Source organism: Chthonobacter albigriseus (assembly GCF_013839445.1).
Classification (GTDB): Bacteria; Pseudomonadota; Alphaproteobacteria; order Rhizobiales; family Pleomorphomonadaceae; genus Chthonobacter; species Chthonobacter albigriseus.
Window position 1 is genome coordinate 1,019,354 of sequence record NZ_JACDIT010000001.1, and the last position, 14,607, is coordinate 1,033,960.

17 protein-coding genes are annotated in these 14,607 nt (G+C 66.7%); 7 read left to right on the forward strand and 10 right to left on the reverse strand.

Features of this window, described 5'->3' with window-relative positions:
• The first annotated feature begins 381 nt into the window (after positions 1-381).
• Positions 382-765: an iron response transcriptional regulator IrrA gene (gene irrA, locus HZ321_RS04545; RefSeq protein ID WP_181700636.1), complete on the forward strand. Its 384-nt coding sequence runs from the start codon at positions 382-384 to the stop codon at positions 763-765.
• Positions 766-781: 16 nt separating this feature from the next.
• Here irrA and HZ321_RS04550 read toward each other — a convergent pair whose 3' ends face one another.
• Positions 782-1,333, reverse strand: coding sequence for an SH3 domain-containing protein (locus HZ321_RS04550; RefSeq protein WP_181700638.1), 552 nt, complete (start codon positions 1,331-1,333; stop codon positions 782-784).
• Between the two features lie 235 nt (positions 1,334-1,568).
• Here HZ321_RS04550 and HZ321_RS04555 point away from each other — a divergent pair, with 235 nt between their 5' ends.
• Positions 1,569-2,555, forward strand: a complete 987-nt coding sequence (locus HZ321_RS04555; protein WP_181700640.1) for a 2-hydroxyacid dehydrogenase — start codon at positions 1,569-1,571, stop codon at positions 2,553-2,555.
• Between the two features lie 19 nt (positions 2,556-2,574).
• Here the strand turns inward: HZ321_RS04555 and HZ321_RS04560 are convergent, their stop codons facing one another.
• Positions 2,575-3,639 carry a LacI family DNA-binding transcriptional regulator gene (locus HZ321_RS04560; protein WP_244635566.1) on the reverse strand — a complete coding sequence of 355 codons (1,065 nt, stop codon included), beginning with the start codon at positions 3,637-3,639 and terminating at the stop codon, positions 2,575-2,577.
• Between the two features lie 350 nt (positions 3,640-3,989).
• Positions 3,990-4,481, reverse strand: coding sequence for an Lrp/AsnC family transcriptional regulator (locus HZ321_RS04565; protein ID WP_181700643.1), 492 nt, complete (start codon positions 4,479-4,481; stop codon positions 3,990-3,992).
• 139 nt (positions 4,482-4,620) lie between these two features.
• Here HZ321_RS04565 and HZ321_RS04570 point away from each other — a divergent pair, with 139 nt between their 5' ends.
• Entirely contained in the window at positions 4,621-5,244 is a 624-nt protein-coding gene (locus tag HZ321_RS04570; protein ID WP_181700645.1) for a LysE family translocator, read from the forward strand.
• 6 nt (positions 5,245-5,250) lie between these two features.
• Here HZ321_RS04570 and HZ321_RS04575 read toward each other — a convergent pair whose 3' ends face one another.
• The 3 genes from HZ321_RS04575 to hslV form a co-directional block, all read right to left on the reverse strand.
• Positions 5,251-6,000 (reverse strand): molybdopterin-synthase adenylyltransferase MoeB, encoded by a 750-nt coding sequence (locus tag HZ321_RS04575; protein ID WP_181700646.1) that lies wholly within the window; start codon positions 5,998-6,000, stop codon positions 5,251-5,253.
• Between the two features lie 118 nt (positions 6,001-6,118).
• Entirely contained in the window at positions 6,119-7,423 is a 1,305-nt protein-coding gene (gene hslU, locus HZ321_RS04580; RefSeq protein ID WP_181700648.1) for an ATP-dependent protease ATPase subunit HslU, read from the reverse strand.
• 19 nt (positions 7,424-7,442) lie between these two features.
• Positions 7,443-8,003, reverse strand: coding sequence for an ATP-dependent protease subunit HslV (hslV, locus tag HZ321_RS04585; protein WP_280514449.1), 561 nt, complete (start codon positions 8,001-8,003; stop codon positions 7,443-7,445).
• Positions 8,004-8,135: 132 nt separating this feature from the next.
• Here hslV and HZ321_RS04590 point away from each other — a divergent pair, with 132 nt between their 5' ends.
• On the forward strand, positions 8,136-9,014 hold the full coding sequence (locus HZ321_RS04590) for an SDR family oxidoreductase (protein ID WP_181700650.1): 879 nt from the start codon (positions 8,136-8,138) through the stop codon (positions 9,012-9,014).
• A gap of 37 nt (positions 9,015-9,051) precedes the next feature.
• Here HZ321_RS04590 and HZ321_RS04595 read toward each other — a convergent pair whose 3' ends face one another.
• The 3 genes from HZ321_RS04595 to HZ321_RS04605 are packed head-to-tail and all read right to left on the reverse strand — an operon-like array spanning position 9,052 to position 10,641.
• The gene (locus tag HZ321_RS04595) at positions 9,052-9,642 is read right to left on the reverse strand and encodes an NADPH-dependent FMN reductase (RefSeq protein ID WP_181700652.1); all 591 of its coding nucleotides are present in this window, start codon (positions 9,640-9,642) and stop codon (positions 9,052-9,054) included.
• Between the two features lie 4 nt (positions 9,643-9,646).
• Positions 9,647-10,309 carry a peptide-methionine (S)-S-oxide reductase MsrA gene (gene msrA / locus HZ321_RS04600; protein ID WP_181700655.1) on the reverse strand — a complete coding sequence of 221 codons (663 nt, stop codon included), beginning with the start codon at positions 10,307-10,309 and terminating at the stop codon, positions 9,647-9,649.
• A 17-nt stretch (positions 10,310-10,326) separates the two neighbouring features.
• Entirely contained in the window at positions 10,327-10,641 is a 315-nt protein-coding gene (locus HZ321_RS04605; protein ID WP_181700657.1) for a hypothetical protein, read from the reverse strand.
• Positions 10,642-10,842: 201 nt separating this feature from the next.
• Between HZ321_RS04605 and HZ321_RS04610 the strand changes: the two genes are divergently transcribed.
• Positions 10,843-11,397, forward strand: coding sequence for a protease inhibitor Inh/omp19 family protein (locus HZ321_RS04610; RefSeq protein ID WP_181700660.1), 555 nt, complete (start codon positions 10,843-10,845; stop codon positions 11,395-11,397).
• A 118-nt stretch (positions 11,398-11,515) separates the two neighbouring features.
• Entirely contained in the window at positions 11,516-12,709 is a 1,194-nt protein-coding gene (gene zapE, locus HZ321_RS04615) for a cell division protein ZapE (protein WP_244635567.1), read from the forward strand.
• Here the strand turns inward: zapE and HZ321_RS04620 are convergent, their stop codons facing one another.
• Entirely contained in the window at positions 12,710-13,330 is a 621-nt protein-coding gene (locus tag HZ321_RS04620; protein ID WP_181700663.1) for a LysE family translocator, read from the reverse strand.
• Positions 13,331-13,606: 276 nt separating this feature from the next.
• Here HZ321_RS04620 and mdh point away from each other — a divergent pair, with 276 nt between their 5' ends.
• On the forward strand, positions 13,607-14,569 hold the full coding sequence (mdh, locus tag HZ321_RS04625) for a malate dehydrogenase (protein ID WP_181700665.1): 963 nt from the start codon (positions 13,607-13,609) through the stop codon (positions 14,567-14,569).
• Positions 14,570-14,607: the final 38 nt, after the last annotated feature.

Consider the following 14,607-nt stretch of genomic DNA (forward strand, 5'->3'; position numbering starts at 1 on the left):
CCAGCGCCTGCCCCAACGGAATTTGCGTGCAGTCCTAACACAGTCGTTCCCGCATCGAAAGCCTGCCTCCAGCCCCCTTTTGGGGGGATTCGGCAGGCTCTCGACAGCCGTTGCGGATGGCGAACTTGCCTAGGCCGCACCGGAACCCTATTATCTCCAAGATCCCTGGCGGCCTGCCTTTCAAGAGACGGGCCGCCCCGTCTTGTTCGGTTGGTCGCGCTGCGTCCGAACCGACCGCATCAGAAACGGTTCCGCGACTTGAAGCCGACGCCGATCCAGACCTCCGTCGCCATCACCCGCAGCCCTTCGGAGGCGGACTCCCATGCCGCCCGTGCCCACCGTGGTCGGGAGGCCGGGCCGATCCGGGGATCCGTGCGGGGCATGCTTCGCGATTCCGGGCTGCGCCCCACCCGCCAGCGCGTCGCGCTCGGCGAGATCCTGTTCGCACGCGGGCACCGGCATGTCAGCGCCGAGCAGTTGCACGAGGAGGCGGCGGCGGCACGCGTACCGGTGTCGCTCGCCACGATCTACAACACGCTGCACCAATTCACCGAGGCGGGCCTGCTTCGCGAAGTGGCGATCGACGGGACCAAGACCTACTTCGACACCAACGTCGACGACCACCACCACTTCTTCGTGGAGGGCGAGAACGCCGTCTACGACATCCCCGGCAGCGGGATCTCGATCGCCAGTCTGCCGGATGCGCCCGAAGGCATGGAGATCGTGCGGGTCGACGTGGTTGTCCGGGTCCGTCCCCGGGGCTGATACCGAAGCAGTGCCCTCAGTCGAAGACCTCGTCGGGGTAGACGCCCCATAGCGACGGCTGCTCGATCCATCCGGAAAAACCGACACCCTTCAGCTGGCACCACAGGCCGTTGCATTCCTCGACAACAGCCTGAACGCCAGGCTCGACCTTGGCGGTGATCCGCGCAGACCGATCGGCATCGGCGTAGAGGGCGATCGGGGCGTCCGACTTGTCCCACGGAGCCACCAGCGCGGTGCGGGTGCCCGACAGCAAGCTGTGGAAGACCCATCCCTCGGCGCCCTCAAAATCGCGGATCCGGCGCCAGTTGTCGAATTCCTGCGTCACCTCGACGGGAAGCCCGGCCCGCACATAGCGCCAGACGATGTCGTGCTCGCGGCTCGGCCCACGGCGGACGTTCACCGCGTCGGACTTGAGGCTGACGAAGCGGGGGACCGGCAGGCCCGACTGGCCTGTCTTCACGCCCTGGGCGTGGACGGGCAGGGCCAGCAGAACGGCTGCCAGGAGAAGAGCGAAACCCAGGCTGGCCAGCGACAGGCGACGCGACAGGACTGCGGAAGGCGTTTTCATCGACCCTTGACGGTTGGCGTGGAACCGGCCGGCGGCATGGTTGCGGCGATCCGCCGGGAGACCATCCCCTTTTGGCGTGTTTGTAAACGGCAAGCCATCTGCTAGGAAGAAACTCGGGTTCGCGGACGGCCGGCGGCGTCAATAGCACTGTCCGCAGCCGCGGTTAAGGAGTTCTCAACGCTGTGTGCCATGGCGAGGCCCGGCGGTGGATAAGTGGCGAGAGGTGGTTGGGACGATGGCCCGCAAAAAGCCCTTGGTGGTGGTGACGCGCAAGCTCCCCGACGTGGTCGAGACGCGCATGCGGGAGCTGTTCGAAACCCGCCTCAACCATGAGGATCGACCCTGCACCCAGGCCGAACTGGTGGAGGCGGTTCGGACCGCCGACGTGCTGGTGCCGACGGTGACCGACCGGATCGACGCCGGCGTGCTGAGCCAGGCCGGGCCGAACCTCAAGCTGATCGCCAACTTCGGCAACGGCGTCGACAACATCGACGTGGAAAGTGCCACGCAGCGCGGCATCACGGTGACGAACACGCCGGGCGTGCTCACCGAAGACACCGCCGACATGACCATGGCCCTGATTCTCGCCGTGCCCCGCCGCATGGCGCAGGGCATCAAGGTGATCGAAACGGGTGAATGGCACGGATGGTCGCCGACCTGGATGCTGGGCCACCGGATCTGGGGCAAGCGCCTCGGCATCATCGGGATGGGCCGGATCGGTCAGGCCGTCGCCAAGCGGGCGCTCGCCTTCGGCATGTCGATCCACTACCACAACCGTCGCCGACTGGCCTCGTCCATCGAGGACAAGCTGGAGGCGACCTACTGGGAGAGCCTGGACCAGATGCTCGCCCGGATGGACGTGGTGTCGATCCACTGTCCGCATACGCCAGGCACCTACCATCTGCTGTCGGCCCGCCGACTGAAGCTGATGAAGAAGGAGGCCTACCTGGTCAACACCGCGCGCGGCGAGGTGGTGGACGAGAACGCCCTCGCCCGGATGCTGGAAGCGGGCGAACTGGCCGGCGCCGGTCTCGACGTGTTCGAGCACGAGCCGGCGGTGAACCCGAAGCTGGTGAAGTCCGATCGCGTGCTGCTGCTGCCGCACATGGGCTCGGCGACGATCGAGGGCCGCGTCGACATGGGCGAGAAAGTCATCATCAACATCAAGACCTTCATGGACGGGCACAGGCCCCCCGACCGCGTTCTGCCGAGCATGCTCTGACGGGCAGTCGCGGACGGCTTCAGGGTTCACGCGCCGGACCGGTGGACCGGCGGACGACCAGATCGACCGGGAGGATGACCGAGGAAACCGGCTCTCCTTCGGACGCCCCCAGGATCTTGCGCATAGCCACCCTGCCCTTCTCCTCGATATCCTGACGAATGGTTGTCAACGGCGGGTCGAGCGAAGCTGCGTCATCGATGTCGTCGAAGCCGATCACGGAGACATCCTCGGGGACCCGCAGGCCACGGGCCTGGAGGTGATGAACCGCCGCGATCGCGATCACGTCCGACATGCAGAGGAACGCGGTAAGGCCGGGAACAGCCTCCAGCACGGCGTCGACACCGGCCTCAACGGTTTCCCGGTCGTTGAAGGTCTCGTAGATGGGGATGGATCGCGGATCGAGGCCTGCCCCCGCGAACGTCTCGCGGTAGCCATGCAGACGCTTTCGGGTCGGCGAATAACGGGCCTGTGCGGCCCGCTCCTCGGAGACAATACCCGTCTTGTCGCTGTCGTCGAATTCCAGCGACAGGATACCGATCCTGCGGTGACCCAGACCGATGAGATGGGACGCGGCAAGCCGCCCGCCCTGGTCGTCGTCGGCGGCGACGACGTTGAAACCGCTTTCCGGCGGGAATTCCACGGCCACGAAGGGCAAACCGCGCCTTGCGGCGAGATCGACGAGCCGGCTGCCTTCGACGACGCAGTTGAGGATGAAGCCGTCGACGACCGCCGTCCGTATGTTCCAGTCCGCAATCTCGTCGTTCTGCGCCGAGACGAGGGAGAGGCCGGCGCCGTGGCGTTCGCATTCCTCGGCGATCCCGGCCAGGAAACGACGGGTGTAGCCGTTCTCGAAGAAGTTCCGGAGGTAGTCGGAGGTCACGACCCCGATGGCGTTGACGCGGCCGGCCCGGAGCAGACGCCCGCGCGGATCCGGGCCACGGTAGCCGAGCGAATCCGCTGCCGCCATGACTCGCTCGCGCATCTCCGGGGAGACCATGTCAGGGCGGTTGAAGACGTTCGATACCGTTCCCTGGCTGACCTTTGCAGCCTTGGCGACGTCGGCCAGCTTTACTGTTTTTGCCATAGTCAAATTGTACATCCTAAGCTGAATCGGTTCAACCAGCTTGACGACGGCTCCGGGCGAACCTATTTTTGAATCGATTCAAGTTTGGTATGCGGCGCCGGAGATAGGCTATCGGCAGGCAGCCATCTTGAATCGTTTCAACGATGGAGAATTTCGATGTTTATCGGTGGTTTCATTCGTTCGGCAATGCGCCGCTCCACAAACGGCGCGTCGACCCTCCGCAATCCGTCGGATGGCCGGATGGCGCACGACGATCTCGACGCGGTCCGCGTCGCCGCGACGATCGCGATCCTCGGCGGAGCGTCTACGCCGGTCGACCTGCTCGGCCGCCGCCGCTGATGCGTGCGGCGTCACGATCCCCGCTCGGATACCCGGAGGGCGTGAAGGGGGAGCAGTGCCTCCCCCTTCACCGTCTGGATGGCGAAGTTGCTGCGGATGTCCTTCACTCCGGGCAGCCGCAGCAAAGTCTTGACGAGGAACATCTCGTAGGCCGCCAGATCCGGCAGCACGACCTGGAGAAGGAAATCGGCCTCTCCGGACACGAGGTGGGCGGAGATGACTTCCGGCAGGGCCAGCAGTGCGTTGCGGAACGCCGTCGCATACTCCTCGTCGTGCCGCTCGACCTTGACGTTGACGAAGACGGTGAGACCGAGGCCGAGGGCGGCCCGGTCCAGCGAAGCGCGGTAGCCGGTGATCACCCCGGCCTCCTCCAGGCGACGGACGCGGCGCAGACAGGGTGAGGCGGACAGGCCGACCTTGTCGGCGAGCTCCACGTTGGAGAGACGCCCGTCGTCCTGAAGGGCGCGGAGAATCCTCCTGTCGATCTCGTCGAAAGTGGTCATTGGCAGGATCCGCCTCATTCATAGGGCTGTACTGGCAGACTATTGCGCCACTTTCCCATCGAGCGATCCACTTCGCAAGGACATGCCCGGGCGACAGGCAGTACGACTGGGTCCTGTCGTCAGATCGCCGAGGTGCTTCATGCCCGACCTTCCTCTCTTCATCAGCGCGCTTGCGGTCGCCTACCTGGTGCCCGGGCCGGACATGATCCTGGTCTTGCAGACCGCCGCGGCGCAGGGGCGTCGCAGCGCACTTTCGGCGGCCGCAGGTCTGGCGATCGCTCGAGGCCTTCACGTCGTCCTGTCGGGAGCGGGACTGGCCGCGCTGGTCAGCACCTCCGACGCGGCTTTCGAGGCCGTCCGCTGGATCGGCGCGGCCTATCTGGTCTGGCTGGGGCTGTCGATCTTCCGGGCGAGGAGCCTTGCGCCGGAAACCGGTGACCCTGCCGCGTTCACGGGATCCGATCTCGCCGCTTTCCGAAAGGGGCTGCTCACCAATCTGCTCAACCCGAAAGCACTTCTGTTCTGCTCGGTTCTGCTGCCGCAGTTCGTCGATCCTTCGGTGGGATCGATGGGGCTGCAGTTCGGGCTGCTCGGGGCCGTTGTCGTTCTTACCGGCGCCGCGTTCGATGTGGCGTTTGCCATCGCCGGCGCGCGGATCGGCGCTTTCGTGAGCGGGCATAAGCTGGTGGAGCAGGCGGAGCGTTGGCTGTTCGGCTCGCTGCTGATCGGCTTCGGCTTGCGGCTTGCGCTGCTGCAGCGGTAGCGGAGGTCAGCGGCGGCGGTACTTCACCGTCTCGAAGCGCATCGCGAGGGCGTCGACGAGCAGGAGCCGCCCGACGAGCGGTTCGCCGATACCGCAGACGAGCTTGACGACCTCCATCGCCTGGAGGCTGCCGAGGATCCCCGGGAGAGCGCCGATCACGCCGGCCTCGGCGCAGGTCGGCACGATGCCGGCCGGCGGAGGCTCGGGGAAGAGGTCGCGGTAGCCGGGGTTGAGCTTGCCGTCGGCTCCCGGTGTACAGGGGAGCAAGGTCGTCAAAGACCCATCGAAGGTGCCGATCGCAGCGGACACCAGCGGCCGCCGCTCGGTCTCGCAGGTATCGGCAAGCAGATAGCGCGTGGCGAAGTTGTCGGAGCCGTCGACCACGATGTCGTAGCGGGAGACGAAGCCGGCCGCGTTCTCCGGACCGAGACGAACCGGGTAGGTGTCCACCTGGACGTGGGGATTGAGGTCCGCAACGGCCTCGGCGGCGCTCTCGACCTTCAGGCGGCCAACGGCCGAGGTGTCGTGGATAACCTGGCGCTGCAGGTTTGAGAGCGAAACGGTATCGTCGTCGACGATGCCGATGACGCCAACACCGACGGCGGCCAGATACTGGATCACCGGTGCGCCCAGCCCTCCAGCGCCCACCACGAGGACTCTCGCGGCCTTGAGCTTCTGCTGGCCGGGACCGCCCACTTCCCGCAACACGATATGCCGGGCGTAGCGCTCGATCTCCTGAGGAGAGAGAGTGACCATCGGATCTTGCTTCCTGTTTCCGCCCCCGGCGCGCTCCTGAAGGTTTCGTCGCCTTCGGCCGGGCGTCCTAGGGTTGGCAGAGGGCGGAGCGGACGGCAAGCCCGCTCCGCCCGCCGCTTCAGAGGATGAAGCGGCTGAGATCCGCATTCTTGGCGAGGTCGCCGACGGTGCGCCGGACGTAGGCGGCGTCGATGGTGACCGACTGGCCGGACCGGTCCGGCGCGTCGAAGGAGATCTCGTCGAGGATCCGCTCCATTACGGTCTGCAGGCGGCGGGCCCCGATATTCTCCACCGTCGCGTTCACGTCGACGGCGATGGAGGCGATCTCCTCGATGGCGTCGTCGGTGAAGGTGAGCGCAAGACCCTCGGTCGCCATCAGGGCGATGTACTGCTTGATGAGGCTCGCCTCCGGCTCGGTGAGGATGCGGCGGAAATCGTCGCGCTCCAGCGGGCGGAGCTCGACGCGGATGGGCAGACGGCCCTGCAATTCCGGCAGAAGATCGGAGGGCTTCGCCACGTGGAAGGCCCCAGAGGCGATGAAGAGAATGTGGTCCGTCTTCACCGACCCGTATTTGGTGGACACAGTGGTGCCCTCGATCAGGGGCAGCAGGTCGCGCTGCACGCCTTCGCGGGACACGTCGGCACCGACCCGGCCGTCGCGGGCGCAGATCTTGTCGATCTCGTCGAGGAAGACGATGCCGTTGTTCTCCACCGCCGTTATGGCCTCCTGGACGATCTGGTCCTGGTCGAGGAGCTTGTCGCTCTCCTCCTGGATCAGGGTCTCGTAGCTGTCCTTGACGAGAACGCGGCGGGCCTTCTTCTGACCGCCCATCATCTTGGACATCATGTCGGAGAGGTTCATCACGCCGACGGAGCCGCCGGGCATGCCGGGGATCTCGAAAGTCGGCGCTGCGCCGCCGGCCGTGACCTGGATCTCGATCTCCTTGTCGTCGAGGAGGCCGTCGCGCAGCTTCTTGCGGAAGCTGTCGCGGGTGGCCGGGCTGGAGGATGCGCCAACGAGGGCGTCGAGGACGCGCTCTTCGGCCTGCAGGTGCGCTTTGGCCCGCACGTCCTTGCGGCGGCGTTCCTTGACGAGGCCGATGCCGACCTCGAGGAGGTCGCGGACGATCTGCTCCACGTCGCGGCCGACGTAGCCGACTTCGGTGAACTTGGTGGCCTCCACCTTGATGAAGGGCGCGCCCGCGAGGCGGGCGAGGCGGCGGGAGATCTCCGTCTTGCCGACGCCGGTCGGGCCGATCATCAGGATGTTCTTGGGCAGAACCTCCTCGCGCAGCTGGCCTTCCAGTTGCAGGCGGCGCCAGCGGTTGCGCAGGGCGATCGCCACGGCGCGCTTGGCGTCCTTCTGGCCGACGATGTAGCGGTCGAGCTCGGAGACGATCTCCCGGGGGGAAAAGTCAGTCATGGTCCAGTGCCTCGGGTGATCAGTTCGCGCCGTCAAGCTTTTCCAGCGTGACGCTCTCGTTGGTGTAGACGCAGATCTCGGCCGCGATCTTCATGGCGCGCCGGGCGATCGCCTCGGCGTCCATGTCGGTGTCGACCAAGGCGCGTGCGGCTGCCAGGGCGTAGTTGCCTCCGGAGCCGATGGCGGCGACGCCGTGCTCCGGTTCAAGGACATCGCCGGTGCCGGTGAGAACGAGGCTGACGGACTTGTCGGCCACGATCATCATCGCCTCGAGGCGGCGGAGATACCGGTCGGTGCGCCAGTCCTTGGCGAGTTCGACGCAGGCGCGGGTGAGTTGGCCGGGGTACTGTTCCAGCTTGGCTTCCAGGCGCTCGAAAAGGGTGAAGGCGTCGGCGGTAGCCCCGGCAAAGCCAGCGATGACGTCGCCACGGCCAAGCGTGCGGACCTTGCGCGCGGTGTGCTTGATGACGGTGGCCCCGAGGCTCACCTGGCCGTCGCCAGCGACGACGACCTTGCCGCCCTTGCGCACGGTGACGATCGTCGTCCCGTGCCAGGTCGGCATCGCGTTCTGTTCGGACATCCGTTGCTCCTTGAGCGGACGGCCCCGGGCCCGAAGCACCCGGTCCGCCCCTCGGACCTCATGCGGCCCGGTTGCGAGCCTTTATGTATGCCGCGGGCTCGGCTATGCAAACGGCGACCTCTGGAGGGCTATATGCGGTTGTTCGTGTTCGGTTACGGCTATTCGGCGGAAGCGGCCGTTCGGCGGCTGAGGTCGCGCTTCTCGTGGATCGGCGGCACGACGCGGTCCGCGGAGAAGGCCGACTTGATGCGGGCCGATGGGATCGAGGCCTACTTGTTCGACGGGTCGGCGCCGGGTGCAGGGGTCGCCGACGCCGTCCGGCAGGCGACGCATGTGCTCGTCTCGATCGCGCCGTCGGAGGCCGGCGACGGCGACCGCGTGCTGAGGCGGCACGGCGCTGATCTTTCCATCGGACGCAAGCCGATGGCGGTCTGCTATCTCTCTACGGTCGGGGTCTACGGGGACCACGGCGGCGCGTGGGTGGACGAGCGGACCCGGCTGAAGCCGTCCAGCGCCCGCTCGGTGGCACGGGCCGAAGCCGAAAAGGCGTGGACGGCCTATGGTGAAACCACGGGCGTGGCGACCAGCATCCTGCGGCTATCCGGCATCTACGGACCCGGACGCAACGCGTTCGTGAACCTCGCCGAGGGCAGCGCCAAGCGCCTGATCAAGCCAGGCCAGGTGTTCAACCGGATCCATGTGGACGACATCGCAGCGGCGATCGAAGAGGCGCTGCTGCGGCGGGCGAGCGGGGTGTTCAACATCACCGACGACGAGCCGGCCCCGCCGCAGGACGTGGTGAGCTTCGCGGCCGATCTGATGGGCGTGGAGCCTCCGCCGGAGCAGGCGTTCGACACCGCGACGCTTTCGCCGATGGCGCGCAGCTTCTACGGCGAGAATAAGCGGGTGGCGAACGGCAAGTCGAAGCGCGAGTTGGGAATGACCTATCGCTACCCGACTTACCGCGAGGCGCTTGGCGCGATGTGGCGGGAGGGGAACTGGCGGGACTGAGTTCCCCAGCCCGCCAAGCCGTTCGTACCGTCGGGCGTCAGACCACGTAGCGCGAGGCTTCGTCGACCAAGCGTTTGACGACTTCGTCCAGGCGGCGGGCCTGCTTGTCGTCGGCAAAGCCACCGTCGCCGGCGAAGGCCGAGCTGGCGCTGGGGATGGAGATCTGGTCCGGGATCACGGTCGCGCCGAGGGGCAGTTCCAGGATCTGGCGGAGATGGAGTGCAGACCGTACGCCGGCGAAATGACCCGGCGAGGCGGAGCCGATCGCAAACACGCGTCCCTTGAAGGGAGACGGCGCGTTCGCGTTCTCGGGCCGGACACGGCTCACCCAGTCGATCGCGTTCTTCAGGAGCGGCGGGACGGACTGGTTGTATTCCGGTGTTGCGATGAAGATGCCGTGGTGGGCGATCATCTGGTCGCGGAGGCGGCGTGCGCCGTCCGGGACGCCGGAAGCCGCCTCAAAGTCACCGTCGTAGATCGGCATGGCGTAGTCGGCCAGCGAGATCCATGTGGGCTCGGCATCGCGCGCCGCGATCGCCTTGACCGCAAGGGCGGCAAGCTTGGCATTCAGGCTGCCGGCCCGGGTGGAGCCGGCGAAGACGAGGATGCGGGGCCGGGGACGCGCCATCCGATCAGACCGTCACGCCGGTCGGGAGCGGGCACGACACGCCGGTGCCGCCGATGCCGCAGTAGCCGTTCGGGTTCTTGGCGAGATACTGCTGATGATAGGTCTCGGCGTAGTAGAACGGGGGCGCGTCGAGGATCTCGGTGGTGATCGCCTTGTAGCCGGCCTTGCCAAGCGCCTCGCCGTAACGGGCCTTCGCCTGCTCGGCCACAGCCTTCTGGGCTGCATCCACCACGTAGATGCCGGAGCGGTACTGGGTGCCGGTGTCGTTGCCCTGGCGCATGCCCTGGGTGGGGTCGTGGTTCTCGAAGAAGACTTTCAGGATGCCTTCGTAGGTGATCACGGAGGGATCGAAAACCACCTTGACGACCTCGTTGTGGCCGGTGAGGCCGGTGCAGACTTCCTGGTACGTGGCGTTCGGCGTATGGCCGCCCATGTAGCCGACGGCCGTCACCCAGACGCCGGGCGTCTGCCAGAACTTGCGCTCGGCGCCCCAGAAACAGCCGAGGCCGACATAGGCAATCCCGAAGCCGTCGGGATAGGGGCCCTTCAGCGGATTGCCGTTGACGAAGTGTCGATCGGCCGTCTCGAGCTCGAAATCCCGCCCAGGGAGCGCCTCGGCGGGGCTCGGAATGGAGAGCTTCTTGGAGAGCATGTTGAGCAGATACATGGCGGCCTTTCAGAGCGTCAGGCGAGGAGAGCGTGGCGGGGGCGCCGGCGGCCGAGCAGCAGCAGAACGATGCCGAGGACGCCGCCGACGGCGAAGGCGGGAAGGCCCAGCACCGGCACGATCATGTCGGTCCATATGTAGGGTGGCAGGCTGCCCTTCGCCACCGTCTCGACCTGCTGCAGGGTGGCGGGGGACAGGAAAGCCCATGTGGTCTGAAGGGAGGTGACCACGACGCCGTCAACGGCCAGCGACCGGACACCGTCGGCGATCAGCGCGACGAAGGCGGCGGCGAACACGAAGAGACCGAGCGAGCGCAGAAGAAATGCCAGCATGAAGCCACCGTCATGAGTTCGGCTGCTGTTGGAGCTTCCAGAAGTATTGCGCCAGAGCAACGGTGTCCATGCAATCCGACACAGGTGGAGCGGGCCGATGCAGTAGGATCTTGCGGATCCCGAATTCGGCCATCTCTAAAGCGTATGGACGCGATCGACACTGATTTGCACGCGCCCGCTGACCAGGAGCCCAGGATCCCCATGCGCCCGACCTCGCACCTGCGACCGACCCCGATCCTCAGCCTCGCGCTCGCGCTGACCCTTGCCGGCTGCGGCGGGTACAGCATGAGCCCGGCGCCGCGCGGTCCCGCCCCGCTGGCCCCGCAGCCGGTCGCTCCGGTCGCCTCCCAGACTTTGCCGCCTCCCGGCCTGCCGGGCAGCCTTCCGGGCGCACCCACGGACGTGGCCATCGCCGACCCGAACGCGCCGGCGGTTCCGGGCGCTGCCGCGCCGGTCGCCGCCGCGCCGAAGGAAGTGCGCAAGGGCGATCTTTCCGGCGGCTGGACGCTCGCCTCCAGCGGCGAGAGCTGCCAGCTGTTCATGAGCCTGACGACGTGGTCCGGCGGCTTCCGCGCGAACACCCGCGGCTGCGCTTCCGACGAACTGAAGTCGGTCGGCGCTTGGGACCTCGCCGGCAACGACGTGGTGCTGAAGGATGCGTCCGGCTCGCCGGTCGCCCGGCTTTCGGCAACGGCGGCCACCCGGTTCTCCGGACAGACGGAAGTCAGCAAGCGCGGCGTGCAGTTCTTCCGCTGATCCACGCGAAGCCCAGCGACCATCGGCCGGGTTGCAGATGAGCGGCGATCCGGGCACCTTCTCGCCAAAGCGCGAAGAGGCTTAAGCCCGGATCGACCTTCCCCGACGGCGGATCGGATTGACGTCCCACCTCAACGACAGACCCGACAGCTACGGCCCGGACGACCTGGCGGCAGGCGTGGTCGCAGCCTACGATCGGCTGGCCGCGTCGGGCGAGATCTCGCCCGACGCGGCGCAGCGCAGCGTCGCTGCGGCGCTCGACCGCCTCTATCAGCGGCTCGGCGAGGAGCGGCTCGCCTCCAAGAAGAGCGCGCTCGGCTGGCTGTTCGGCAAAAAGGCCCCCGCGGCGGACGGGCCGAAGGGCCTCTACATCTGGGGCAGCGTCGGCCGCGGCAAGACGATGCTGATGGACCTCTTCTTCTCTCTGGTTCCGGCGGAGAAGAAACGACGGCAGCATTTCCACGTGTTCATGGCGGACGTGCACGAGCGGGTGTTCGCGGCGCGCAAGCAACTGGCGAGCGGAACCGACCGCGACCCCGTGGAGATCGTGGCCGAGAGCCTCGCCAGTGAAGTGCGCCTGCTCTGCTTCGACGAGTTCTCCGTGACGGACATCGCGGATGCGATGATCCTCGGGCGGCTGTTCTCCAAGCTGTTCGAGCGGGGCGTCGTGCTGGTCGCGACCTCGAACGTGGAACCTGACCGGCTCTACTACGACGGGATCAACCGGGGCCACTTCCTGCCGTTCATCACGCTCCTGAAGCAGCGGACCGACGTGATCCGGCTGGATGCTGAAACCGACTACCGGATGGAGAAGCTGGACCGGGCGGACGTCTACCACACCGGTGCGCCGGATGCGGTGAAAGCCGAGATGGACCGGCTCTGGGAGCGGGTGACGGGCGGCCATGCCGGCCAGAAGCGCGTCTTGTCGGTGAAGGGCCGCAAGCTGGAGGTGCCGTTCGCCTTCGACGGCGCCGCGCGTTTCTCCTTTGCCGACCTCTGCGACAAGCCGCTCGGGGCTGTCGACTACCAGGCGATCGCCGCGGCCTTCGCGACGGTGTTCATCGAGGACGTTCCGACGATGAGCCATGAGCGCCGCAACGAGGCCAAGCGCTTCATCACGCTGGTGGACACCTTCTACGACGAGGGCATCAAGCTGGTGATCTCGGCGGCGGCCGAACCCGACGCGCTCTACCACGCCAGCCACGGGGCGGAGGCGTTCGAGTTCGATCGCACCGTTTCCCGGCTCACGGAGATGCGCTCGGAGGAGTATCTGGCGGAGCCGCGGCGGTCGGCGCGCTCCGACCATCCTTGATCAGGCCGAGCGCCAGGCCGCGGTCAACGCGCCGGCTCCGATCAACAGCGACCCGCCAATCCGGTTCACCGCGCGCTGGACCGACCGGCGGCGGATGGTTCGGCGCGCCGCCGACGCCAGCATGGCGTAGGCAAACGCGTTGATCGTCGCGAGCACCAGGAATGTGGCCTCGAAGATCATCATCTGCGGTGCGAGCGGACGTGACGTATCAAGGAACTGGGGCAGGAACGCCACGAAGAAGACGATGCTCTTCGGGTTGAGCGCGGTGACCGCATAGGCGTGCAGAAAGATCGCGCGCGGCCGCGCCTCCCTTTCCGCTGCTCCTTCGAGGTCGCCGACAGGCGCCCGCCAGAGCTTGAGGCCGAGATACACGAGATAGGCCGCGCCGATCCACTTCAGCACCGTGAAGAGGGTCGCCGACGCGGCCAACAATGCTCCAAGTCCCAGCATCGAGGCCGTCATCGCGGTGAAGTCGCCGAGGGCTACGCCTGCTACGGTGGCCGAGGCCGATTTCCGTCCGTGGCCGAGCGCGTAGGAGATGACGAGCAGGATGGTCGGCCCGGGAATGGCGAGCAGCACGGACGACGCCAGCGTAAATGCGAGCCAGTGTTCGACGGTCATCGGTCGGTCTCCTCTTTGTCTGCATCAAGCCCCGGCGCCGCGGTCCGGCGCAAGGGGTTCCCAACCGCCGACGGACGCTTCCCCGAGCGGAACCGAAGCGGCCGAGCCGACACGTCACCGGCGCGCGCGATACTCGACAAGAGTTGAAGATGAGCGCGTCGATTTTCTTGTGTTGCCTTCTTTCGTCGTGCTTGCACCGCAGCAACAACCGGGTTACAGCCTTCCTGGCTGAAGTAGGTCGAGTTGACCCTTACGTAAACGGAAGGCTCAGGAACGATGGCGCGGAACAAGATTGCTCTCGTCGGAGCGGGACAGATCGGGGGCACGCTGGCCCATCTGGTCGGCCTCAAGGAACTCGGGGACGTGGTCCTCTTCGACATCGCCGAGGGCGTACCCCAGGGCAAGGCCCTGGATCTGGCCGAGAGCTCGCCGGTCGACGGCTTCGACTCCAGGCTGTCGGGGACCCAGACCTACGACGCCATCGAGGGCGCCGACGTGGTCATCGTCACCGCCGGCGTGCCGCGCAAGCCGGGCATGAGCCGCGACGATCTCCTCGGCATCAACCTCGGCGTGATGGAACAGGTGGGCGCAGGCATCGCCAAATACGCGCCGAACGCCTTCGTCATCTGCATCACCAATCCGCTCGACGCGATGGTCTGGGCGCTGCAGAAGTTTTCGGGTCTGCCGAAGAACAAGGTCGTCGGCATGGCCGGCGTGCTCGATTCGGCGCGCTTTCGCTATTTCCTCGCCGACGAATTCAAGGTCTCCGTCGAGGACGTGACGGCCTTCGTGCTCGGTGGCCACGGCGACACGATGGTGCCGCTGACCCGCTATTCCACGGTTGCCGGCATCCCGCTGCCGGACCTCGTCAAGATGGGCTGGACCAGCCAGGAAAAGCTCGACCAGATCGTCCAGCGCACCCGTGACGGCGGCGCGGAGATCGTCGCCCTCCTGAAGACCGGTTCGGCCTTCTACGCGCCCGCCGCCTCGGCGATCGCGATGGCGGAAAGCTACCTCAAGGACAAGAAGCGCGTGCTGCCGGTAGCCGCCCATCTCTCCGGTCAGTACGGCGTCAGCGACATGTATGTCGGCGTGCCGGTGGTGATCGGCGCGAGCGGCGTGGAGCGCATCATCGAGATCGATCTCGTGGGCGACGAGAAGGCGCAGTTCGAGAAGTCAGTCGGCGCCGTCAAGGGCCTGGTGGAAGCCTGCAAGGGCATCGCTCCGGCACTCAAGTGACCCCATCCGTCCCGACCGGTCCCGGGGGGCCGGACGGG